Below are 22,159 nucleotides of genomic sequence, written 5' to 3' on the forward strand. Positions count from 1 at the left end.
TCGTTGCCGGTGCGCTGCAGGTTCGAGTCACGACGCCCACCGCTACCACCGTCGGCGAACGCCTCGTTCACCACGTCCCACGAGTGGATCTTCCCTCGGTAATGCGTCGCCACCTGGGTGACGTGGTTGATCGCCGCGTTGCGCAACGCGCTGCCCGACATGCCCTGCGCCCAGCCCGGCTGCTGTGCGTGCCACAACAACGTGTGGCCCCGCACGCTCATGCCGTTGGCCTGCGCGTGACTGACCAGGCGATCACCACCGGAGTAGGTGAACACTCCCTGTTGCGGCTCGGTGGAGCTCCACTTCATCTCGTTCTCGGCCACGACACTGTTGAACTCGCGGTTCAGGATGGTCGTGTAGGCGCTGGTGGAGAGCTTGCCGGTGGCGACGGCGGCGCCGAAGTAGCGGCCCTTCTCGGCGGCGGCCGCCTTCAGGGTCGTGCCGGCACCGGATGCGGGAGTCAGCGCCACCGTCATACCGGTGGTGAGGGCGACGGCGATGGTCGCCGCCGCCAGCATCGTTCTCATGGGTTTCATGGCGTTCCTTTTCAGTGGTTGCATCGGTGGTGGTGATGTGCCACTTCGCTCGGGGCGACCGATCGGGACGGTCTTCCTGGCCGCCCGGCATCAGCACGCACGGTCCGAGAAGGCTGCCGCCGGCAACTGCCGGGTCCCGAGGTGACGGCCGCATGCCCTTGCGGACGTCGTGATCGGAGGTACGACCCGTGCGGCTCGCCCGGTGAGCCACGGGAACGATCGTCCTCTATATCGAGAGTGAGCGATAACATGCCGTTCGTCAAGACGTAACGGGCCGTTCACGCCGATCTCCCGGAACACCGCGTTTCGCCCGGTGCCAAGCGTCCAGAGCAACAGTGCTCAGCCGCCGCGCGACCGGCGGACGAGTCGTAGCACCGCACCGACCAGGCCACGCCGGACGGCAACCCTGTTATCGCTCACAGTCGTGGCCACGACTGCTGGCCGTTCACGAGCGCGCGGCAGCCGAGCCACTCGCAGACGGCTGCGCCGGGTCCACGTCGGCACGGACTCCGGCGACCAGGTCGGCGGTGGTGTGCGCCGCGATGCCGGGCTGCGCGGCGTCGGCGAACCGCTCGACGACCGCCCGGACGTGTCGCTCGGCGGGTGCGGCGAGGCCGTCGTAGACGGCCGCGAACAACTCCCGCGCCGGGCCCCTGAGCCAGTCCCGTGGAAGCAGCTCCACGGGCAACTGCGGGTCGAGGACGGGAAAACGCCGGAAGGTGTCCATCACCTCGGTACGGGCCCGCACCGCAGCCGCACCGTCGATCTGCCCGGACCGCACCCCGGGCAGCAGCGGCGTCCACCGCCGGAGGAACGCGTCGTAGCTCCGACCGATCGCCTCGATGTCCCAGGCCTCGATCGGCGCGCGGTGAATGGTCGAGGCGAGCGCGCTCTGCCGCCCACGAAACACCGTCACGGCACCGAGGGTGAGCCGGTCGAGCTCGGCCCGAGCCGCGGAAGTCAACTCCTGCGGCGAGATCCACAAGCCGTCGTACAGCGGCGCGTAACCGAGCCACCGGAGTTGCGCCCGCAGGGCCCGGCGCTGCGTACTGCGATCCTGCGGCAGCGAGAAGGCGACGATCGTCCAACACCCGTCCCACCGCGCCGTCGAGGTGGTGGAGGCGAGAATCCACTGCCCGCCGGCGGAGAGGTTGGCGGCGGCGGCGCGGCTGAGCCGGTAGGAGCTGCGCCGCCCCAGTCGACTGCCCTCCAACACGCCACGGCGGGCCAACCGACTGATCGCGGTCCGCGCTCCGGCCGTCGTCACGCCGGTCTCCCCGAGCAGCGCGACGATGGCCGCCGACGGGAGGGCGACCCGGGTCCGCAGTGTGTAGTCCGCCAACAGGGTCACCGCGACACCCTGGGGCGAGTTGCCGACCTGCCGACGGGGCAGCCGGAGTGGCTGGTCTCCGTCGTCCGGATAGATCTCGTCGATGTCGAAGAGGCTTGCCACAGACGCTCCGTGCTCCTCGGGGGGACGGTAAGACGACTCTAGACGGACCTCCGCGACTCGTCATAAATAGAGAAGCCTCGATTGACACTTGTTGGCCCGAGGGGAACACTAATTGCCACGCGATGCCATCCGAAGCCGGGCTGGGCGAGCCACAGGTAGCGGGCAGCGTGCGATCACCGCGGGAGTCGGGCAGACCCGCGACCGGATCGCACGGCCAATCCAGCCTGCACAGGCAATCGAAGGAGTCGTCCGTTGAGAATCAGAAGGAAACTGCTACTCGCCCTGGCCGCGTCACTGGTGGCAGCCGGCCTGGTGGCCCCCACGGTCGGGCCCGCGTACGCGGCGTCACTGACCGAGGTGACCAGCTTCGGTGACAACCCGGGCCGGATGCGCATGCACGTCTACGTGCCGGACAACCGCCCGACTCGGCCGGCGGTCGTGGTGGCGATGCACGGCTGCGGCGGGTCCGGCCCCGGCTTCTACTCCGGGAGCGAGTTCGCCAGCCTCGCCGACCGCTACGGGTACATCGTGATCTACCCGTCCGCCACCCAGCAGGCCGGGTTCGGCAACTGCTTCGACGTCTGGTCGGACGCCGCGAAGCGACGTGGCGGCGGCAGCGACCCGGTGTCGATCGTCTCGATGATCCGGTACGTGCAGCAGCAGTACGCGGCCGATCCCGAGCGGGTCTACGCCACCGGCAGCTCGTCCGGCGGCATGATGACCAACCACATGCTCGCCCTCTATCCCGACCTGTTCAAGGCCGGCGCCGCGTTCATGGGCGTGCCGTTCAACTGCTTTGCCAACGCGGCGGACTTCCCGCCCACCAGCAGCCAGTGCACCGGCGGAAACATGAACCGGACCCCGCAGCAGTGGGGCGACGCGGTCCGCCAGGCGTACCCCGGCTACTCCGGGCCCCGCCCGCGCGTGCAGCTGTGGCACGGCACCAACGACACGCTCGTGCCGTACTCGCTGTTGCAGGAGACGATCGAGCAGTGGACCAACGTGTTCGGGCTGAGCCAGACACCCACCTCCACCGACACACCCCAGGCCAACTGGAACCGGCGCCGGTACGCCGACAGCGGCGGCACCGTCCAGGTCGAGGCCTACAGCATCCAGGGGGCCGGACACAGCCTGCCCTCCGGCGGCATGGCCGCGTCCGCCATCGCGTTCTTCGGACTGACCGACCCCACGACGCCACCCCCGACCACGCCACCCCCCACCACACCGCCCCCCACCACACCGCCGCCGACCACCCCGCCGCCGGCGTCCGGCGCCTGCCGGGTGACGGTCGACGTCAACGCCTGGAACACCGGGCTGACCGAGAACATCACCGTCACGAACACCGGCACCAGCGCCGTCAACGGCTGGTCCCTGGTCTTCACCCTGCCGGGTGGGCAGACCATCACCTCGGGCTGGAACGCCACCTACTCGCCCAACTCGGGGCAGGTGACGGCCCGCAACGTCGCCTACAACGGCGGCATCCCCGCCAACGGCTCGGTGAGCTTCGGCTTCCAGGCCACCCACACGGGTAACAACACCCGACCGTCCTCGTTCACCCTCAACGGCGCGTCCTGCACCGTCGCCTGAACCCCGGCTCGACGCCGCCCGCGAGCGTGCGCCGGTCACCACTTCGGGGTGACCGGCGCACGACTCGTTCGGCGTCGCCAGGATCAGCGGTAACCGGCGGTCACCACGCTGGCCTGCACGGCGTTCTCGGTCGCGTCGGACGGATAGCCCGCGACCATCGCCCCCTCGTAGAAGGTGCCGGCGCTCAGGTTCGCGCCGCCGTCGGGCTTGCAGCAGTCGCCGCCACTGCCCAGGATGATCGCGCCCTGCTTCTTCATCGGGCTGTATCCCGGCGGGAGCGAGCCGTCGTACAGCGTGTAGAGGCTGCCGGCCTGCGCGTCGCTGCCCTTGATGGCGAACCGGGTCGTGCCGTTGTTCTTCAGCGTCGCGGTGACGAACTTGCTGGGGAACGCGCGCTGGTTCGGGTTCCAGGAGCTGCTGCCGCCCGGGAAGAGACCCCACTCGAGGTCGGCCTGCACCCAGGGCCCACTGCCGGAGCAGCCGCCGAACCAGCACTGCCTGCTGAAGTTGATGGCGTCCATCGCCCCGGCGGCGTCGGCCTTCCTGGTCGTCTCGCTGTTGCCGTAGTCGAAGCAGCAACCGCTGTTGACGTGGGTCCCGCTGGTCACCATGTACATGCCCTCGGGTGCCGCGCCGGTCGGCACGCCGGTGAGGTGCCCGTCGCGCCAGTAGCTGTTACCGGGGTTGATGTAGAGCGAGTACGCCTTCGCGCCGCCCACGGTTAGCGTCTCCGAGGTCGCGATCGCCGGCTTGCTCTGCGGGGAGCCCGGAACGACGCTCGACCCCTGGTACCAGAGGTCGTTGCCGCGCCCGGACTGGTCGAAGACGACAGTGATCACGCAGGTCGTGCCGGAGCAGAACGAGTCCTGCGTCGCCGCGTTGGCGGTGCCGCCGGTTCCCGTCAGCCCGATGTTGCGGGTCGTGTTGTCCGACGAGCGTCGGACCTGGTAGAGGTTGCCGGCGTACGCCTCGTAGAGCGCTCGTGTGGTGCTGTGCGCCGCGATGCACGGGGTGCCGCCGGAGGCGTAGATGTCGCACGGACGCGCGCCGGTCGGCGGGTTGGTCGGCGGCGGGGTGGTGGTCGGCGAGGCCCACTGCTGGTTGGCGCCACCGTTGCAGGCCCAGAGGATGATCTTGGTGCCGTTCGCGGTGGCGGCGGCGTTGGCGTCGAGGCACAGCCCGGACTGGACGCCGGTGATGGTGCCGTTGCTGTTGACGTTCCACTGTTGGTTGTTCTGGCCGTTGCAGTCCCAGATGATCACCTGGGTGCCGTTGGCGGTGCCACGGCCGGAGGCGTCCAGGCACTTGTTGCCGTACGCCTGGAGTTGCCTGGCCGACGTCCACGTCCAGGTCTGGCCGGCGCTGCCGTTGCAGTCCCAGAGTTGCGTCTGGGTGCCGTTGGTGGTGCTGGAGTTGGGCACTTCGAGGCAGCGGCCGGACGGCGTACCGACGATCGGGGTGCTCTGCCCCGGCTGGATGGCGGCCGCCAACGGGGCGGCGGCCTCGGCGATCGGCGACGGGGCACCGGGGGTGGCGCCGATGCCGACGAGAACGCCGACCAGCGCACCCGCCAGGGCGGTCATCCGTCGGGCACGACGACGTCTCGGGATGAGTTCACGGGCTTTTCCTGGCCCGGTGGGGGACGGGGTTCGCACGAGGTGGCTCCTCGGAGTCGTGGAAGCGCGGTGGGGGTGTCGACGCGCACGGGGGTGGTGGCGGCGATGCGAATCGATTCGCAGCGAATCGTATGACCTTTGTTGAATTCATGTCAATGAATGTGATGGCGGGGTGGCGCGCTGACCCGTGGGGCGGACGGCCAGCGCACCACCTCCCCCGGGGCGCCTACCGCCCCAGGAGCCGCCACGTCTGGTTCAACGGGCTGCCCTGGTTGACCGCCCTACAGGTCCACTGGTGCACCAGCGCGCCGGCCGCCGTGGAGACCGCGTTGACATCGACGCACTTGCCACTGTGCCGGGCGACGAGTTGGTAGTCGTGCGAGTCGTTGCCCGAGTAGGTCACCTTGCGCAGCGTGAACTGCTGGTTGAGGCTGTTCAGGCAGGTCCACTGGTGCACGGCCGCGCCATCGGCGGTGGAGACGCCGCTGACGTCGAGGCACTTGCCGCTCTGCTGGTTGACCACCGTGTAGGCGTTGGCCACACCGGCGACCGGGCGGAAGTTCCAGAGCTGCTGGTCACCGCCGTCGCAGTAGTTCTGCTGTTGGACGTTGCCGTCGGCGGGGCTCAGGCCGGCATTGTTCAGGCACTGCTGGGAATGTTGGGCCACCGCCACCGACTGGAAGCCACCGTCCGAGGGGGGCAGCAGCGTGACGGTGTACGTGTCGTTCTGGTTGGTGTACGGCAGGGTCACGGTGGCGTTGTTGTTGGACACCCCGACCACGCTGTTCGAGACCGTGACCGGCCCCGCCACCGCACCGCCACCGTTGTGCGGGATGCGTTGGGTGAGGACCCGGACCTGGTTGTTCTGCACGATGCCGCTGGTGGTGTCCAGGCGTTGCAGGTTGACTGTCAGGTTCCCGGTGGTACGACCACCGCCGACCAGCACCTTCGCCACCCCGGCGGCCTTCGTGGCGTACGCGTCGTACGACTGGCTGGGGGTCACCGCGACGATCTCCCCGACCTGGGAGGCGTAGTAGCGGTAGTTCCACCACTCCCCCTTGGGCTGGTGCTGGCCGGCCGAGTTACGGATCAACAGGTTGCCGAGGTCGTTGTGCAGGCTGCCGCCGCTGGCCCAGTTCGCCCGCAGGCCGTCGGCCCGGGCCCGCTCCAGCCGCGCGATGTACCAGGCGCCGTCGGCCGGGTTCTGCTCGTCGGGCGCGCCGTACTCGTTGATCTGGTACGGACGCGGGTGGGCGATGCCGCGCGGGTCGAGGGTGGCGTTGGCGGCGGCGACGTTCGCGACCGGGTCACCGGGCAACGAGTGCCAGCTGATGATGTCCGGAACCGTGTTGGTCGAGCGGACGAAGTCCAGGTACTGGTTCCAGAAGGTGTGCGTGGTCGACGGTACGCAGGCGCAGCTCGGCCCGACGATGAGCTGGCTGGGGAACTCCGCCCGGATGCGCTGGTAGGTCCGCCGCCACAGTTCGAGGTACTGGGAGATCGGCCGGTTCCAGAAGATGGTGATGTTGGGTTCGTTCCAGATGTCCCACTGCACCGACAGGCCGGACGCCCGGACGTCGTTGATCAGGCGCGTCAGGAAGTTGTCGTAGTCGGTCCAGTTGCCGTTGTCACCGGGGAAGCGGGAGATTCCGGCGCCGTCGGCACCCCAGAGGTCGTGCGGCAGGATGATGAACTTCCCGCCGAGGGCGGTGGTCCGACGCGCCTGGGCGACTGTGGAGTTCCAGCGACGGTCGTAGGTGCCGCCGACCCAGCCACTGCCGGGGAGCTGCGCGCCGCCGCCGCGCATGTACTGGAACTTGACGTCCCGGTAGAAGTGGTCGGCCGGACCGCTGGCGTTCTCGGTCATGCCGTAGATCCAGCCGGAGGCGCGGTAGGTCGGCGCCCCGTTGGTGGTGGCGAAGTTGACGCTGAACGACTCGTCGGCGGCCTGGGCGGCGGCCGGTACGACGGTGACGGCGGCAGCGGCGGCGAGCAGGCCGACGACGAGTCGGGCCACGAACGTGCGGGCTCGTCCTGACCTGCTGCGGGACGGGGTTGTCACGGGCGGCTCCTTGGTGGGGCGCGGGGGACGCTCTCCGGAGGGCAGCACTTGCGAATCGATTCGCACGGATCGTAGGACCGGGAACTGAACCATGTCAATGAAGTGACGACGCGGTAACGCCCATGTTGCCCAGCGATCCCCTCGACTCGACCAACCAACCCTTGACCCCCGGCTACAGCCAGACCTATCTTCGGGCGAACCGATTCGTCGAATCGGTTCGCCTCATGGTTGGACTGGTCCAACCCGCGACGATCAACCCGACACACCCCACCTGACGAACGATTTGAAGTGAGGCACCACATGACCGGACTCAGTCGTCGGCGGCGCCTGGCCGCCGTCGCCGTGATAGCTCTCGCCGCAGTGACGGGCAGCGCCTGCTCGTCGTCCGCCGACGGCCCCGCCGACGGTGGTGCCTACCTCGTCTGGGACCCGTATCCGCAGTTCGCCGACGACTCCGAGTGGGTCGCGCTGCTCAAGAAGTGCGGCAGCGCCGCCGGGGTGACGGTCGAGCGGACCGGCTACGACACCACCGACCTGACCAACAAGGCGCTGCTCGCCGCCCAGCAGGGAAACTCACCGGACGTGCTGATCGTGGACAACCCGGTCATCTCAACTCTGGCCGAGGCCGGGGCGCTCACCACCACCGACGACAACAAGCTGGACGTCTCGGCCATGGAGAAGAACCTGCTCGGCGCCGGCCAGAGCGACGGCAAGACCTACGGGGTGCCGATCGGGGCGAACACCCTCGCCCTCTACTACAACAAGGATCTGCTCACCGCCGCCGGCGTCGATCCCGCCGCCGTCAAGGACTGGACCTCACTGACTGCGGCACTGACCAAGGTCAAGGCCAAGGGGAAGAAGGGCATCACCTTCTCCGCGATCGGCACCGAGGAGGGCAGCTTCCAGTTCCTACCCTGGTTCTGGGGATCGGGTGCCCAACTGACCAGTCTGGACTCGCCGCAGGCAGTGTCCGCGCTGACGCTCTGGACCGACTGGCTCAAGCAGGGCCACGCGCCGAACTCCGTCATCAACAACACCCAGACCACGAGCTGGCAGGAGTTCGCCACCGGCGACTACGCGTTCGCCGAGAACGGCACCTGGCAACTGGCCAACGCGGAGAAGCTCGGCTTCTCGTACGGCACGATCGCGATCCCGGCCAGCGCGGGAGGCCCGGCCCCGGCGCCCACCGGCGGCGAGTTCGTCTCCATTCCGGTGCAGAAGAAGACCGGCCGGTACGAGACGTCGCAGAAGCTCGTCACCTGCCTGACCAACGCCGACAACCTCCTCACCACGGACACCACGCTCTCCTACGTCGCGCCCGTCGCCGCCGTACAGGAGCGGCAGGCCACCGCGGACCCCAAGCTCAAGGTCTGGGTGGAGGCGGTGCGGGCAGCCAAGGGCCGCACCGGTGACGACCTCGGCACGAAGTACCCGAAGATCTCCGAGGCGCTGTGGACCGCGGTGCAGTCGGCCCTCAGCGGCGGAAAGTCGCCACAGGAGGCACTGGCCGCCGCGCAGACCGCCGCCGCGACCAGGTAAGCGATCCGAACCGACACCATGCCCTCCACGTCAGAGACCTCCACCGCCGTACGGGACCAGGGTGGGGCGGCGACCGCCGCCCCACCCGGGCCTCCCCCGTCCCGTGCCCGCCGGCCCAGCCGATGGTGGGCGTGGGGCTTCCTGGCACCCGTGACCATCTACCTGGCTGCCTTCTACGCCTACCCGCTCTACCGCAACGTCGAGTTGAGCCTGCGCGAGTACACAGTCCGCTCGTTCGTGCAGGGCGGGGCGCCCTTCGCCGGCCTCGACAACTACCGAACGGTCCTGACCGACCCGGCATTCGGGCCGACGCTGACGCACACACTGGTCTTCACAGCGGCCTCGCTCGCTTTCCAGTTCACCATCGGCATGGCCCTGGCCCTCTTCTTCCACCAGCACTTCCCGCTGTCGCGCACGCTACGGGCGCTGATCCTCGTACCGTGGCTGCTGCCGCTGATCGTCTCGGCGTCGACCTGGTCGTGGCTGCTCAACAGCGACTCGGGGCTGGTCAACGCGGCGCTCGGCGTCGTCGGGATCGACCCGGTCAACTGGCTCACCTCGCCGGGCTGGTCACTCACCTCGGTGATCATCGCGAACGTCTGGATCGGCATCCCGTTCAACCTGGTGGTGCTCTACAGCGGCCTACAGGCGATCCCGACCGAGATGTACGAGGCGTCCGCGCTCGACGGCGCGACGGGGTGGCAGCGGTTCTGGGGGATCACCTTCCCGTTGCTGCGCCCCGTCTCCCTGATCACGCTGCTGCTGGGGCTGATCTACACGCTGAAGGTCTTCGACATTATCTGGATCATGACGAAGGGGGGCCCGACCGGCTCCTCGGCAACGCTCGCCACCTGGTCGTACCGGCTCGGCTTCGGCAACCTGCTGCCCGAGTTCGGCCCGGGCGCGGCCATCGGGAACCTGCTCATCGTGCTGGCTCTGATCGCCGGCCTCGTCTACATCCGGTTCGAGCGGAGGCAGCAGCTGCGATGACCACCTCGACCCCTCGGGCCTGGTGGAAGACCGGCGTCGGCCTGGTGCTGACCGGGCTGATGCTCTTCCCCGTCTACTGGATGATCAATGTGTCCTTCACCCGGGACCAGGACATGCGGGCCAGTCCCCCACACCTGTTCCCCACCGACGGCACCCTGGACGGCTACCGGGCGGTGCTCGACCAGCAACTGCCGTACCTCGGCACCAGCTTCCTGGTCGGTCTCGGCACGGTGGCGCTGACCGTGGCGCTGGCCGCGCCCGCCGGTTACGCGCTGGCGAAGCTCCGGCCACCGGGCGGCCCGGCGCTGAGCTTCCTGCTGCTGATCGCGCAGATGATCCCGGGGATCATCATGGCGATGGGCTTCTACGCCATCTATCTCACCCTCGGCGTCCTCAACACGCTGCCCGGCCTGATCCTGGCCGACACGACGCTCGCGGTGCCGTTCGCTGTCCTGATCTTCACGGCCTTCATGTCCGGCATCCCCGACGAGCTGCTCCAGGCCGCCGTGGTCGACGGCGCCGGTCGGCTGCGGACCTTCTGGTCCGTCGTGCTGCCGGTCAGCCGCAACTCGATCGTCACGGTGTCGCTCTTCGCGTTCCTGTGGTCCTGGTCGGACTTCATCTTCGCCTCGACCCTGGCCGGCGGCGGCGACCACCAGCCGATCACCCTCGGCATCTACCACTACATCGGCAACAACAACCAGCAGTGGAACGCCATCATGGCCACCGCCGTCGTCGCCTCGATCCCCGCCGCCGTGCTGCTGATCCTGGCGCAGCGGTACGTCTCAATGGGCGTCACCGCCGGCGCCGTCAAGGACTGACCATCCGCGGCGGTCGAGGACTGACCACCCGCACCACAGAAAGGCACCCGCCACCCATGACCGCCGCCCCGTCCGGTCCGGAGTTCGGAATTCAGGACATCCCCTTCAGCTACCGCGGATCCTGGTTCAACATCTCCCCGGTGGTAGCCGAGAAGACGTTCGCCGACGATCTGCACCTGGTCTCCCACCAGACCGGGCTGCACCCCGTACTGCGGCTCACCCCCACGATCGCCGGCACCACCGTCGTCGCCACACCCGCGCTGCTGACCTGGTGCAACGGGGCCGACCGGATCGAGGCCGTCTACGACGGGCCGGACACCCTGCGGATCCGGGGCCACCGGCTCGGCCTGCGGGTGGCCGCGGCCGCGCACACCCTCACCCCGTTCAGCGGGACCTACCTGTACGCCGATCCGGTCGACGGATCACATGTGTTCACCTCGTACGAGACCGGTCGCCGCTACCGGATCACGGTGCTCTCCGGCGCACTGCTGCGGACCGACGGCGCGCAGGCGCTCGGCACCGCCGACCGCTCCCTGGACCTTCCCGGCGACCAGCCCTGGGAGATCGCGATCGAGGAGTACGCCACCGCCCGCCGCCCGTACGCCGCCGCAGTCACCTTCGAGCGGTTGTGCCGCGACCGGTTCGCGGAGTTCACCGCGTTCGTCGACGCGATCGCGCCCTGGCGCGGCCCGGAGACCCCGGCCGCCGAGCTGGCCGCGTACGTCCTGTGGTCGGCCACTGTCGCCCCGGCGGGCTTCGTCACCCGGCCGGCCGTCCTGATGTCCAAGCACTGGATGGACAAGGTGTGGAGCTGGGACCACTGCTTCAACGCGATCGCCCTGGCGGCCGGAGAGCCGGAGCTGGCCTGGCACCAGTTCCAGTTGCCCTTCGACCACCAGGACGAGGCCGGCGCCCTCCCCGACTCGGTCACCCACTCCGAGGTCCTGCACAACTACGTCAAACCGCCCATCCACGGCTGGGCCCTCCGGCACCTGCGCCGACGCCTTCCCCAGCAGCCGGACCGGGCGGCGCTGGCGCAGACGTACGACCGGCTCGCCCGCTGGACCGGGTTCTGGCTCGACGCGCGGCGCGCCCCCGGCCACGACCTGCCGCACTACCAGCACGGCAACGACAGCGGCTGGGACAACGCCACCACCTTCGACGAGAACCGGGTCCTCGAGACGGCTGACCTCGCCGCGTTCCTAGTCTCGCAGCTTCGCTGCCTCGTCGACCTCGCCAGCGAGCTGGGTGAGTCCACCACCCGCTGGTCCCGGGAGGCCGACCGGATCCATCGGGCCATGCTGCGCGACCTGTGGGACGGCGAACGGTTCTGCGCCCGGAACCCCCACACCGGGCAGCGGCGGCCCAGCCGCAGCCTGCTCGACCTGATGCCCGTCGCACTCGGGGCCGACCTGCCGGCCCCGGTCGCCGCCGCGCTGGCGCGCGGCGTCGAAACCCACCTGACCACCCACGGGCTGGCCACCGAGCCGACGGACTCGGCCCACTACCTCGCCGACGGATACTGGCGTGGCCCGATCTGGGCGCCCTCCACCGTCCTGGTCGAGGACGGCCTGCGCCGGGCCGGGCAGACCAGGATCGCCGACGACATCAGTCGGCGGTTCCTCGCGCTGTGCGAGAAGTCGGGCTTCGCGGAGAACTTCGACGCCGAGACCGGCACCGGGCTGCGGGACCGCGCCTACACCTGGACCGCCAGCAGCTATCTCATCCTCGCCGCCGCCCAGGAGGAACGGCGGGTCAGAGGCGGGTAGCCGGATCGGATCAGCGGCCCCGGACCGGCCCGGTGCTGGAACGCAACGAAATGGGCGGGCTGTACAGGCGGTGTCGTGGCACGGCGCCGGGAGCCGCGATGATCTCCAGAAGCAGCGACACCGCCTCGGCGCCCATCTCGACCATCGGCACGTCGGCGGCGGTCAGCGGCGGGCGGAAATCCTCCGCCCAGTGCTGGGCGGCGACTCCGGTGACGGAGAAGTCGCGTGGCACGGACAGCCCGGCGCCGGTCAACGCGCGCTGAATTCCGGGCAGTGCGGCCTCGTTGATGGTGGCCACCGCGGTGACCTCCGGGTGCGTCGCGAGCAGTTGCTCCATACACGCCTCGCCGGAGGCGGTGTCGTCGCCGCTGCACACCTCCACGCCGGTCAACCCCCGCTCCACCGCCGCCGCACGAAAGCCGGTCAGCGCGCGATGGCTGGGGCCGTAGCCGGCGGCCACCAACTCGGCGGACCGGTTCACGAGTGCCACGTGCCGGTGCCCCAGGTCGGCCAGGTGCTGCACGCACCGGGCGATCAGCCCGGCGTAGTCGATGTCGATCCAGCTCATCCCGTGCGGCTCGGCGGTCCGGCCGATGGTGACGAACGGCAGACCGGCCTTGGTCAGCCGGGTCACCCGGTCGTCCGCCAACCGGATCTCCATGAGGACCACGCCGTCCACCCGACGCCCGGTGACGATCCGCTCGAACGACCGGTCATGGTCGCCACCGGAGGGGGACAGCAGCACGTCGAGGTCGTGGCGGGCGGCGGCCTCGACGACGCTGGCGACGAAGCCCAGCTGCATGTCGGTCAACCGCTGGCTCGCGGGCGGGATGACCAGCCCGAGGGTGCGGGTGCGCCCCTCCTTGAGAGCACGGGCGCTGGCGTTCGGCCGGTAGTCCAGCTCGTCGATGACCGACTGGATCCGTTGCCGGGTCGCCTCCGACACGCTGCGTTTTCCGCTGAGCACGTAGGAGACGGTGCTGCGGGACACCCCCGCCCGGCGAGCGATCTCCCCGATGTTCATCAATCGCCCTCGAATCGATTTTTGCCCCGACACGGGGACGCACCTTGCTCCGCCGACCAGCATATCCGTCCTCAGGCTCATCGATCGATGACCAACGCGTGCCAACTAGCGCTAACAGATGGACGACCATTAATGTCACAGGTATGACGTGTTACGTCAATTCCACCGCCGCACCCCACCCTCACCGCGCACCCGGAAGGATCCGATGAAAGTGAACAGAAAACTGGGTCGCCTGATGGCCGCCGCCGGGACCCTGTTCGTCCTCGTCGTCGGCGCCGGCGCCTATGTGGTCTCGGACGCGCCGGGCGTCGCCCACGCCGCCGGCACGGGTCCGTGTGACATCTACGCCTCCGGCGGCACGCCGTGCGTGGCCGCCCACAGCACCACCCGCGCGCTGTACGGCGCGTACAACGGCCCGCTCTACCAGGTCCGACGGTCGTCGGACAACACCACCCGCGACGTCGGTGTGCTCAGCGAGGGTGGTTACGCCAACGCCGCCACCCAGGACACGTTCTGCGCCAACAGCAACTGCGTCATCACGATTATCTACGACCAGTCCGGCCGCAACAACCGCCTCACCCAGGCGCCCCCCGGCTACTTCGTCGGCCCCGCTCCCGGCGGATTCGACAACCTCGCCGACGCGAAGGCGGCACCGGTCACCGTCGGCGGCCAGAAGGCGTACGGCGTCTACATCGCCCCCGGCACCGGCTACCGCAACAACAACACCAACGGTGTCGCGACCGGCGACCAGCCCGAGGGCATCTACGCGGTCGTCGACGGCACGCACTACAACCAGTGGTGCTGCTTCGACTACGGCAACGCGCAGACCAACAACCTCGCCGACGAGCGCGCCATCATGGAGACCGTCTACTTCGGCGCCAACAAGCAGTGGGGCTACGGGGCGGGAGCCGGCCCCTGGATCATGGCCGACCTGGAGTGGGGGCTGTTCTCCGGCGTCAACGCGGGCTACAACAACATCGCGTCGATCAACCACCGCTTCGTCACCGCCATGGTCAAGGGCGAGCCGAACCACTGGGCGATCCGGGGCGGCAACGCCCAGTCGGGCAGCCTGACGACCTACTTCGACGGGCCACGCCCCAACGGCTACCACCCGATGAAGAAGGAAGGTGCGATCCTGCTCGGCATCGGCGGCGACAACAGCATCACCGGTCGCGGCACGTTCTTCGAGGGTGTGTTGACCTCCGGCTACCCGACGGCGGCCACCGAGAACGCCGTCCAGGCCAACATCAACGCCGCCGCCTACGCGCCGGCCGGCGGCGGCAACCCGCAACAGAACGTCCAGGTCGTGGGCGCCCAGTCCAGCCGCTGCATCGACGTACCGAACGGCAGCACCACCAACGGCACCCAGGTGCAACTCTGGGACTGCACCGGCAACACCGCGCAGCGCTGGACCTACACCGCCGGCAGACAACTCCAGGTGTACGGCAACAAGTGCCTCGACGCCTTCGGCCAGGGCACCACCAACGGCACCCAGGCCATCATCTGGGACTGCCACGGCGGCACCAACCAGCAGTGGAACCTCAACTCCAACGGCACCATCACCGGCGTCCAGTCGGGGCTGTGCCTCGACGCCAACGGCGCTGCCACCGCCAACGGCACCAAGCTCATCCTCTGGGCCTGCAACGGCGGTACCAACCAGCGGTGGTCCACCCGCAGCTGACCCCACCGCACGATCGGTCGGTCGTGCCGCCCCCACGAGCTTCACGAGGGCGGCACGGCCGTCGACCTCCCGCAACGACGACAGCCCTGGCACTCCATCGCGCGACGCCCTTGCTTCGTATATGACGCACCGAACAACCAGCTCTGGTCAGACGAGCGGCGACCGCAGCAGAGCATTCGCTGCGGTCGCCAGGCCGCGCGGGTGTCACGAACGGGCGTCCGCCCGCCACCCGGGCCGGGTAGGTTTCGGGGCTGGGCGAGCAGCGGGGGGTCGCATGGTCAGGGGTTGGCACGGCTGGTTCGGTACGTTCAACGGCGTCGTCCTCGTCACGGTGGTCGTTCTGCCGTTGGCCGCGCTGGCGGTGTGGGCCCTGGCAAGCCGCCGACGTGCCGCCGGCGCCACGTCGGCGTGGCGGACGTCGCTGGCCGACGTCGGCATCGTCTACGGCACCGTGCCGTGGGTCTGGATGATCATGTTGCCGGGTGAGCAGGCAGGCGCCATCTCCGGCCGGGTGACAGTGGTGCCGCTGCGCGACCTGCTCACGATCTTCTCCGACGGAGGGCCGCTGACGGCGACGGTCCAGGTCGTCGGCAACCTGCTGGTCTTCGCGGCCCTGGGGTTCTTAGCCCCGCTGCGGTTCCCGGCGCTGGCATCGGTGCCGCGGATCCTGGTCCTCGCGGCCGGCTGCTCGGTCCTGGTGGAGACCGCCCAGTACGTCCTGCGGCTGGACCGGGTGTCGTCGGTGGACGACGTCCTGCTCAACGCCACCGGCGCCGGGCTGGCGGCACTGGCGTCCCGCCGCTGGTGGCGCGACTCACCCGACACGTCCACGGATCGCCGACCTCAGCCGGCCCCGGCAGCGGGAGGCTGAGCGCCGCGGTCAACCACCACCAGAGCTGACAGTCGATCAGGTGGGCGGCTCTGCCAGCCGCTCCAGCCGCGCCAGACCATCCCAGCCACGCTCGCGCATCAGATCCAGCAGTCGCTGCACCCGCGGGTCGGCCTCGACGGCCAGGGCGTCCAGCAGGTCGAACGGTAGATCGTCCTGCGCCACCGCACCGAGGTCGATCTCGCCGGAGCTGTATGCCTGCTCGGCGAGGCTGGCCAAGATGTCGGCAGCCTCCACCAGACGCGCGTCGTCGCCGGTGTCGCTCTCGAAGATCTCCGACAGGATCCGGTAGAGCCGTATGAGTTGCGGGTCGTCGAGCTGCGCGATCTTGCTGGGCATCCATTCGCGGACGCGGTCGGGCCAGCGAGCCGACATCAGGATCCAGCTGTCCCGCTCACCCGCCACCACCCGCTCGGAGACGCCGATGTCCCGGAGCCGGTCGAGGTAGGCGATCACCTCTGGTGCGAGCGCCAGCCGATCCCCGGCGGCGAGTTGCGCGATCTGCTTCCGGCTGGCCTCCAGCCGTGCGATCTCGTCAACCAGCTGCCTGTCGATCTCCTCGATCGCGGCCGCGAAGGTCGACGCGTCGGCCTCCAGCATCTGGCCGATCTGGGACAGCGGCACGCCGGCGTTGGCGAGAATCCGGATCCTGATGAGCGACACCACCGCCGCCGGGCTGTACCGCCGGTATCCCGAGGCGTCCCGCTCGGGCTCCGGCAGCAGGCCGATCTGGTGGTAGTGCCGTACCGCCCGCACCGTGACGCCGGCGTACGCCGCGAGTTGACTGATCGTCAGCATGCCCTGATCCTGCCCCCCACGTCGCGCGGCCCCACTCGAATCCAGCTCAGGAGATCTTGCGGCGGTAGGTCAGGTTGGCGAAGAGGTAGGCCACCACGAGGATGCCGACGCACCAGGCAAGGGCGGTCCAGATGGCCGATCCGACCGGCTCCTGCGCGAAGAGGTCCCGGATCGCGTTGACGATGGCGGTGACCGGCTGGTGTTCGGCGAAGGCGCGCACTGGACCGGGCATCGACGCGGTGGGCACGAAGGCCGAGCTGACGAACGGCAGGAAGACCAGGGGGTACGAGAAGGCGCTCGCGCCGTCCACGGACTGAGCGGTGAGGCCGGGGATGATGGCGATCCAGGTCAGCGCCAGGGTGAACAGCACCAGGATGCCAGCGACGGCGAGCCACCCCAGCACGCTCGTGCCGGTGCGGAAGCCCATGAGCAGGGCGACGAGGACGACGACGACCAACGAGACCAGGTTGGCGACCAGCGAGGTCAGCACGTGCGCCCAGAGCACCGAGGATCGTGCGATCGGCATGGACTGGAACCGTTCGAAGATGCCGCCCTGCATGTCCAGGAAGAGCCGGAAGGCGGTGTACGAGATGCCCGAGGCGATCGTGATGAGCAGGATGCCGGGGAGCAGATAGTTCACGTACGAGTCGGAGCCGGTCTCGATCGCGCCGCCGAAGACGTAGACGAACAGCAGCATGAAGGCGATCGGCATGACGGCGGTCGTGATGATGGTGTCCGGGCTGCGGGCGATGTGGCGAAGTGAACGTCCCAGCAGAACTGTGGTGTCGCCGACAAAGTGCTTGTTCATCGCTGTTCCTTCTCGGTCTTGGCGCCAACGAGGGTGAGGAAGACGTCCTCGAGGGTCGGCCGCTTCTCGACGTACTCGATCTCGGCGGGTGGCAGGAGCTGCTTGAGCTCGTCGAGGGTGCCGTTCACGATGATTCGCCCCTCGTGGAGGATCGCGATCCGGTCGGCGAGTTGTTCGGCCTCGTCGAGGTACTGGGTGGTGAGCAGCACCGTCGTGCCGCCATGGGCGAGTTCCCTGATCGCGTGCCACACCTCGATGCGCGCCTCCGGGTCCAGCCCGGTCGTCGGCTCGTCGAGGAAGATGACCGGCGGGTCCCCGATCAGGCTCATCGCGATGTCGAGACGGCGACGCATGCCGCCGGAGTACGTCCGCACCCTCCGGGTGCCCGCCTCGGTCAGCGAGAAGCGCCTCAGCAGGTCGTCCGCGATCGCACCGGGCTCCCTGAGGTGCCGCAGCCGGGCGACCAGGACGAGGTTCTCCCGCCCGGTGAGGATCTCGTCGACCGCCGCGAACTGCCCGGTGAGACTGATCGACCGCCGTACGTCGGCGGCCTGGGTCGCCACGTCGAAGCCGGCGACCCGGGCCGTCCCGCCGTCGGCCCTGAGGAGCGTGGCCAGGATCCTCACCACTGTGGTCTTGCCGGCACCGTTGGAGCCGAGCAGGGCGAAGATGCTGCCCCGCGCGACGTCGATGTCGACGCCGCGCAGCACCTTCAGCTGCTTGAACGACTTCTCCAGGCCGTGCACGTGGATCGCGGGTTGCTCGGCCTGAGCTGTTGTGTGCGAATTGCTCATGGCGGCAGCATGGAGGGTTGACGCAGCGTCAAGGTCAAGCGCCGATGCCGCCGGCCTCAGTCGGGCTTTGGTGGGGACCGCAGGTGACGCATCTGGGCGTGGCTGAGGTCGTCCCAGAGCGCGGCCCGGCGACGCGTGCGCGACCCTGACTCTTAACTCCGATGTCACCGTCCGATCCCACGGGTGACGTGTCGCTGTCCGCCCGGAGGAGTTGGCTGCCAGTCGTCGCACTACGTCTTGACCAGGAGTTGATCCACGTGCCTTCCTCTCGTCGTACCTTCCTCGCCAGTGGCGCCGCCGCCGGCGTCGGCCTTGCCGTCACCGGCGGCCTGCCGTCCCTGGCCCAGGCCAGCCCGGCCCGGCCGCACCCGCCGGTGAAGCCCGGTAACGTGCCCTTCCCGCCGCTCGTGGACGACCCCAAGGGGATCCTGGCCCTGCCCAAGGGCTTCAGCTACACCGTGATCACCCGGACCGGTGTCACCCGGCTCGACCGCGGCCAGGGCACCACCCCGTCGGACCACGACGGCATGGCCGTCTACGACGCCGGCCACGGCCGGTACACCCTGATCCAGAACCACGAGATCGACCCGGGCGCCGAGTTCGGCGTGCCGCACGTCAAGGGGACGGTCTACGACGCGGGCGCCGTCGACGCCGGCGGTTGCACCGTGATCAAGACCGACCTCGCGGGCCGCAACCTGGGTGAGTTCGTGGCGCTCTCCGGCACCATCTCCAACTGCGCCGGCGGACCGACCCCCTGGGGCACCTGGCTCACCTGCGAGGAGACCGAGGACCGGGCCGGCGACAAGTGGGAAGAGGGCGGCCGGTCCGGCGTCTACCAGAAGGACCACGGCTACGTCTTCGAGGTGTGGGCCGACGGCAGCGCCGACCCGAAGCCGATCAAGTGCCTGGGTCGCTACTCCCACGAGGCCCTGGCCGTCGACAAGGACCGCACCCGGATCTACCTCTCCGAGGACGCCGACGAGCCCAACGGCCTCTTCTACCGCTGGACGGCGCCGCACGGCGTCAAGCTGGGCCCTGGCGTGCTCACCCGCCTCGCACCGAACGCCGGCGTCCTCGCCGCGATGCAGATCATCATGGATGACGGTTCGGTGCTGCCGGACGTCGCCTACCTGACCTCCGCCCAGCTGGGCCGCCCCTTCCCGGTCCGCTGGATCGAGGTGCCGGACCGCGACGCGCGCACCAAGTCGGTACGCGAGCAGTTCGCCGACGGGCAGGTCACCCGAGGCCGAAAGTTCGAGGGCGTGTGGGCCACCGACGAGGGCGTGTACGTGGTCAACTCCTACGCCTGGGACGAGGGTGACCTGCCGGCGGACGCGGCGCCGCACGACGGGATGGTCTGGTTCTACAACTACAAGAACCAGACCATCCAGCTGGTGACGTACTTCCCGCACCAGACCGCCTCCGAGGAGGGCGCGCCGGTCAAGTACACCGACCTCACCTTCGACGGTCCGGACAACGTGACCGTCACCCCGTGGGGAAGCCTCGTGCTCGCCGAGGACGGCACGGGCGCCTCGCACGTGCTCAGCACGATCCCCGGCGGGCCCACCTACGCGATCGCCCGCAACCAGCTCAACGACTCGGAGTTCTGCGGGCCGACCTTCAGCGCGGACGGCAAGGTGCTCTTCGTCAACATGCAGGACCCGGGCCTCACCCTGGCCATCACCGGCCCGTGGGAGAAGTACCTGGGCTGAGCGAGCCCGAATGTGGGTGCCGGGCGACCTCGCCCGGCCCCCATCCGGCTCGGCCGCACTCAGGGGACGCGCGGCAACGCCAGCCAGTCCCGCCAGGTGATGTCGCGGCCCAGACAGCGGGGCTGGCGGAACGGCCGGTCCGCGGCGATCCGCTGCGGCACCAGCGCGTCGACCGCGGCCTCCACCTCGCTGCCCACCCGGTCGTCCAGCGGCCGGAGCCGGCCGTTCAGGCGAGGCAGAACTCGTTGCCCTCGACGTCCTGCATGTTGAGGCACGACTCGTTCTCTTCGTCGGCGAGCAGCAACTGCCCGCGTACCGCGCCGAGCGGGATCAGCCGCGCGCATTCGGCCTCAAGGGCGGCCAGGCGCTCTTCACCCACGAGCCCGGTGCCGACCCGCACGTCGAGGTGCACCCGATTCTTGACGACCTTGCCCTCGGGCACCCGCTGGAAGTACAGCCGCGGACCAACCCCCGAAGGGTCACTGCACGCGAACCACGAACCCTGCTCGGAATTCACATCGTCCCAGGTGGCGCACCCGTCCGGGGGCGGCGGCGGGACGTACCCCAACACCTCACACCAGAAACGACCGACGCGCACAGGATCGGCGCAGTCGAAAGCCACTTGGACCTGCTTGACTGACATCCGTTCACTTTAGGGTTCGTGCCTCCGCCGCTGTTCCCCGTACCCCAGACCCCGCGGACGTCAGTGCGTGCTTCGCGGCCTCGGTGTCGCCGCTGCGCCCGAGCGCTTGAGCAGGAACGCCCCGCCCACGATGAAGACGACGCCGAGGATCACCCCGACGAGGTTGCCCTGAGACAGGCTGGAGACGATCCCCAGCACGCCGACGACGACCGCCAGCACGCCGAGAATCCGTATGGTGAAGCCACCGACAGACCTGACCCGTTCATTCGTCATGGTGTGCCTTCTGCCCGAGACGCCAATCGCGTAAACAGTGCGGCGTGGCCCCGGCCGGCGGTGATCAACGGCTGGCCGTGAAGATCTCACTCCACCTTGGTGAGAAGTGGTTTCCCCTTCTCGACGACGTACGTGGCCAGTTCGACAGCGATGCCCTCGCCGACGTTGCGGGCCTGGTGGTGCACACCGTAGGGGACGGTGAGCGCGTCGCCGGGATTGCAGACCATGGGTGGCTGGCCCTCCAGCCGATATTCGAGCGTTCCCTGCAGAACGCAGATGATCTCCTCGCCGGGGTGAAAATGCTTGAACGGTGGCGAATCCGGAGTGAACTCCACCCGAGTCTGAATGACCTCTCGCCCGGGGATGCTGAGGTCGTGCCGTTGCAGATCGATCCGCCACAGCCCTGGTGCTGACTCCACCGCTGTGGGGCTGATCCCCTCAGGTCGATCCTTGGTGCTCATGACGGCCTCCTGTGAGCCGTCGGGCCGACGGCCATTACTCAAATTGGTGCATCCCCGTCGAGGATAGGTAGCCGCGGACGATTAGGGGCGGGGACGCCGACACGGAGGTTCGATTCGGCGAAGCCGGCCTGTGCCGGGCACGGAAATCCGCTTGTGCTGTTTCCTGAGTGCTGCTTCGCTCTTGCCCGTGACCGAGCTTCGTACGCCGCGACTGCGCCTGCACCCCATCGACACCGCAGAGGGTGAGCGCATCGTCGGGCGGCGCGCCGGAGCCGGCGACAACTGGGCCGAGGACTTCCCTTTCGACGGCGACATCCTCGGCGTGCGGGGTTTCCTCGCCGCCACCGCCGCCTACGGCGACCGACGTCCATTCGGGCACTACCGGATCACCCGCGCCGCCGACGGAAAGGCCATCGGAGGAATCGGTTTCAAGGGTCAGTCGGAGAACGGACGCATCGAGGTCGGTTACGGCCTCGCCCCATCAGCCCGGGGAAACGGCTACGCGGCGGAGGCGCTCGCCGCCCTGCTCGACCTCGCGACCGCACACGGACTGTCCCGCGTCGTCGCCGAGACCACCCGCGACAACGTCGCCTCCCGGCGGACCCTCGAACGTGCCGGCTTCCAGCACACCGGCACCAACGATGCTCTCTACCAGTACGAGGTACTCCTCAGCACCCCCTCGCGACCGGCTGGGACGCGGTAG

At 69.1% G+C, this 22,159-nt stretch carries 21 protein-coding genes; 9 read left to right on the plus strand and 12 right to left on the minus strand.

Translation table 11 applies throughout. The features are described 5' to 3' along the window. A partial coding sequence (locus ABTW72_RS15185; protein ID WP_502892209.1) for an endo-1,4-beta-xylanase occupies window positions 1–536 on the minus strand: 536 nt, incomplete at its 3' end. A 445-nt stretch (window positions 537–981) separates the two neighbouring features. Beyond that, window positions 982–1,989, minus strand: a complete 1,008-nt coding sequence (locus ABTW72_RS15190) for a PaaX family transcriptional regulator (RefSeq protein ID WP_350858976.1) — start codon at window positions 1,987–1,989, stop codon at window positions 982–984. Between the two features lie 252 nt (window positions 1,990–2,241). Between ABTW72_RS15190 and ABTW72_RS15195 the strand changes: the two genes are divergently transcribed. Continuing rightward, window positions 2,242–3,576 carry an extracellular catalytic domain type 1 short-chain-length polyhydroxyalkanoate depolymerase gene (locus ABTW72_RS15195; RefSeq protein WP_350858978.1) on the plus strand — a complete coding sequence of 445 codons (1,335 nt, stop codon included), beginning with the start codon at window positions 2,242–2,244 and terminating at the stop codon, window positions 3,574–3,576. An 83-nt stretch (window positions 3,577–3,659) separates the two neighbouring features. Here the strand turns inward: ABTW72_RS15195 and ABTW72_RS15200 are convergent, their stop codons facing one another. Both ABTW72_RS15200 and ABTW72_RS15205 read right to left on the minus strand, forming a co-directional pair. Further along, window positions 3,660–5,159, minus strand: a complete 1,500-nt coding sequence (locus ABTW72_RS15200) for an arabinofuranosidase catalytic domain-containing protein (RefSeq protein WP_350858981.1) — start codon at window positions 5,157–5,159, stop codon at window positions 3,660–3,662. A gap of 259 nt (window positions 5,160–5,418) precedes the next feature. Then, a complete protein-coding gene (locus tag ABTW72_RS15205; protein WP_350858983.1) occupies window positions 5,419–7,254 on the minus strand; it encodes an RICIN domain-containing protein in 1,836 nt (611 codons plus the stop codon). A gap of 300 nt (window positions 7,255–7,554) precedes the next feature. On the opposite strand from ABTW72_RS15205, the gene ABTW72_RS15210 reads away from it, so the two are divergent. The 4 genes from ABTW72_RS15210 (at window position 7,555) to ABTW72_RS15225 (ending at window position 12,373) form a co-directional block, all read left to right on the plus strand. Next, entirely contained in the window at window positions 7,555–8,793 is a 1,239-nt protein-coding gene (locus ABTW72_RS15210; RefSeq protein WP_350858985.1) for a sugar ABC transporter substrate-binding protein, read from the plus strand. A gap of 150 nt (window positions 8,794–8,943) precedes the next feature. Then, window positions 8,944–9,783, plus strand: coding sequence for a carbohydrate ABC transporter permease (locus tag ABTW72_RS15215; protein ID WP_350858988.1), 840 nt, complete (start codon window positions 8,944–8,946; stop codon window positions 9,781–9,783). Beyond that, window positions 9,780–10,604 (plus strand): carbohydrate ABC transporter permease, encoded by an 825-nt coding sequence (locus ABTW72_RS15220; RefSeq protein WP_350858991.1) that lies wholly within the window; start codon window positions 9,780–9,782, stop codon window positions 10,602–10,604. Before ABTW72_RS15215 ends, ABTW72_RS15220 begins: the two co-directional genes overlap by 4 nt. A gap of 56 nt (window positions 10,605–10,660) precedes the next feature. Then, entirely contained in the window at window positions 10,661–12,373 is a 1,713-nt protein-coding gene (locus ABTW72_RS15225) for an amylo-alpha-1,6-glucosidase (RefSeq protein ID WP_350858994.1), read from the plus strand. Between the two features lie 10 nt (window positions 12,374–12,383). Here ABTW72_RS15225 and ABTW72_RS15230 read toward each other — a convergent pair whose 3' ends face one another. Next, window positions 12,384–13,397: a LacI family DNA-binding transcriptional regulator gene (locus ABTW72_RS15230; RefSeq protein ID WP_350858997.1), complete on the minus strand. Its 1,014-nt coding sequence runs from the start codon at window positions 13,395–13,397 to the stop codon at window positions 12,384–12,386. Between the two features lie 205 nt (window positions 13,398–13,602). Here ABTW72_RS15230 and ABTW72_RS15235 point away from each other — a divergent pair, with 205 nt between their 5' ends. Continuing rightward, window positions 13,603–15,078 (plus strand): arabinofuranosidase catalytic domain-containing protein, encoded by a 1,476-nt coding sequence (locus ABTW72_RS15235; RefSeq protein ID WP_350859000.1) that lies wholly within the window; start codon window positions 13,603–13,605, stop codon window positions 15,076–15,078. Window positions 15,079–15,352: 274 nt separating this feature from the next. After that, window positions 15,353–15,949 carry a VanZ family protein gene (locus ABTW72_RS15240; RefSeq protein WP_350859002.1) on the plus strand — a complete coding sequence of 199 codons (597 nt, stop codon included), beginning with the start codon at window positions 15,353–15,355 and terminating at the stop codon, window positions 15,947–15,949. Window positions 15,950–15,985: 36 nt separating this feature from the next. Here the strand turns inward: ABTW72_RS15240 and ABTW72_RS15245 are convergent, their stop codons facing one another. The 3 genes from ABTW72_RS15245 to ABTW72_RS15255 are packed head-to-tail and all read right to left on the minus strand — an operon-like array spanning window position 15,986 to window position 18,367. Then, window positions 15,986–16,765 (minus strand): MerR family transcriptional regulator, encoded by a 780-nt coding sequence (locus ABTW72_RS15245; protein WP_350859005.1) that lies wholly within the window; start codon window positions 16,763–16,765, stop codon window positions 15,986–15,988. Between the two features lie 46 nt (window positions 16,766–16,811). Then, window positions 16,812–17,573: an ABC transporter permease gene (locus tag ABTW72_RS15250; protein WP_350859007.1), complete on the minus strand. Its 762-nt coding sequence runs from the start codon at window positions 17,571–17,573 to the stop codon at window positions 16,812–16,814. Further along, window positions 17,570–18,367, minus strand: coding sequence for an ABC transporter ATP-binding protein (locus ABTW72_RS15255; protein WP_350859010.1), 798 nt, complete (start codon window positions 18,365–18,367; stop codon window positions 17,570–17,572). Before ABTW72_RS15255 ends, ABTW72_RS15250 begins: the two co-directional genes overlap by 4 nt. Window positions 18,368–18,624: 257 nt before the next feature. Between ABTW72_RS15255 and ABTW72_RS15260 the strand changes: the two genes are divergently transcribed. Continuing rightward, window positions 18,625–20,079 (plus strand): alkaline phosphatase PhoX, encoded by a 1,455-nt coding sequence (locus ABTW72_RS15260; protein WP_350859013.1) that lies wholly within the window; start codon window positions 18,625–18,627, stop codon window positions 20,077–20,079. A 59-nt stretch (window positions 20,080–20,138) separates the two neighbouring features. Here the strand turns inward: ABTW72_RS15260 and ABTW72_RS15265 are convergent, their stop codons facing one another. The 4 genes from ABTW72_RS15265 to ABTW72_RS15280 form a co-directional block, all read right to left on the minus strand. Beyond that, a complete protein-coding gene (locus ABTW72_RS15265; RefSeq protein WP_350859016.1) occupies window positions 20,139–20,276 on the minus strand; it encodes a hypothetical protein in 138 nt (45 codons plus the stop codon). A 29-nt stretch (window positions 20,277–20,305) separates the two neighbouring features. Next, entirely contained in the window at window positions 20,306–20,722 is a 417-nt protein-coding gene (locus ABTW72_RS15270) for a VOC family protein (RefSeq protein ID WP_350859019.1), read from the minus strand. A 60-nt stretch (window positions 20,723–20,782) separates the two neighbouring features. After that, on the minus strand, window positions 20,783–20,995 hold the full coding sequence (locus ABTW72_RS15275) for a hypothetical protein (RefSeq protein ID WP_350859021.1): 213 nt from the start codon (window positions 20,993–20,995) through the stop codon (window positions 20,783–20,785). An 86-nt stretch (window positions 20,996–21,081) separates the two neighbouring features. Then, entirely contained in the window at window positions 21,082–21,456 is a 375-nt protein-coding gene (locus ABTW72_RS15280; protein ID WP_203119234.1) for a cupin domain-containing protein, read from the minus strand. 187 nt (window positions 21,457–21,643) lie between these two features. On the opposite strand from ABTW72_RS15280, the gene ABTW72_RS15285 reads away from it, so the two are divergent. Next, the gene (locus tag ABTW72_RS15285) at window positions 21,644–22,159 is read left to right on the plus strand and encodes a GNAT family N-acetyltransferase (protein WP_350859024.1); all 516 of its coding nucleotides are present in this window, start codon (window positions 21,644–21,646) and stop codon (window positions 22,157–22,159) included.

The sequence above is a fragment of the Micromonospora sp. NPDC127501 genome (genome assembly GCF_040302185.1).
Classification (GTDB): Bacteria; Actinomycetota; Actinomycetes; order Mycobacteriales; family Micromonosporaceae; genus Micromonospora.

Excerpts from the sequence above, each read along its gene's own strand:
- ABTW72_RS15250 (WP_350859007.1), bottom strand. The coding sequence starts at position 17,573 with ATGAACAAGCACTTTGTCGGCGACACCACAGTTCTGCTGGGACGTTCA.
- ABTW72_RS15240 (WP_350859002.1), top strand. The coding sequence starts at position 15,353 with ATGGTCAGGGGTTGGCACGGCTGGTTCGGTACGTTCAACGGCGTCGTC.
- ABTW72_RS15230 (WP_350858997.1), bottom strand. The coding sequence starts at position 13,397 with ATGAACATCGGGGAGATCGCTCGCCGGGCGGGGGTGTCCCGCAGCACC.
- ABTW72_RS15235 (WP_350859000.1), top strand. The coding sequence starts at position 13,603 with ATGAAAGTGAACAGAAAACTGGGTCGCCTGATGGCCGCCGCCGGGACC.
- ABTW72_RS15210 (WP_350858985.1), top strand. The coding sequence starts at position 7,555 with ATGACCGGACTCAGTCGTCGGCGGCGCCTGGCCGCCGTCGCCGTGATA.
- ABTW72_RS15270 (WP_350859019.1), bottom strand. The coding sequence starts at position 20,722 with ATGTCAGTCAAGCAGGTCCAAGTGGCTTTCGACTGCGCCGATCCTGTG.
- ABTW72_RS15225 (WP_350858994.1), top strand. The coding sequence starts at position 10,661 with ATGACCGCCGCCCCGTCCGGTCCGGAGTTCGGAATTCAGGACATCCCC.
- ABTW72_RS15245 (WP_350859005.1), bottom strand. The coding sequence starts at position 16,765 with ATGCTGACGATCAGTCAACTCGCGGCGTACGCCGGCGTCACGGTGCGG.
- ABTW72_RS15275 (WP_350859021.1), bottom strand. The coding sequence starts at position 20,995 with ATGACGAATGAACGGGTCAGGTCTGTCGGTGGCTTCACCATACGGATT.
- ABTW72_RS15220 (WP_350858991.1), top strand. The coding sequence starts at position 9,780 with ATGACCACCTCGACCCCTCGGGCCTGGTGGAAGACCGGCGTCGGCCTG.
- ABTW72_RS15200 (WP_350858981.1), bottom strand. The coding sequence starts at position 5,159 with ATGACCGCCCTGGCGGGTGCGCTGGTCGGCGTTCTCGTCGGCATCGGC.
- ABTW72_RS15255 (WP_350859010.1), bottom strand. The coding sequence starts at position 18,367 with ATGAGCAATTCGCACACAACAGCTCAGGCCGAGCAACCCGCGATCCAC.
- ABTW72_RS15280 (WP_203119234.1), bottom strand. The coding sequence starts at position 21,456 with ATGAGCACCAAGGATCGACCTGAGGGGATCAGCCCCACAGCGGTGGAG.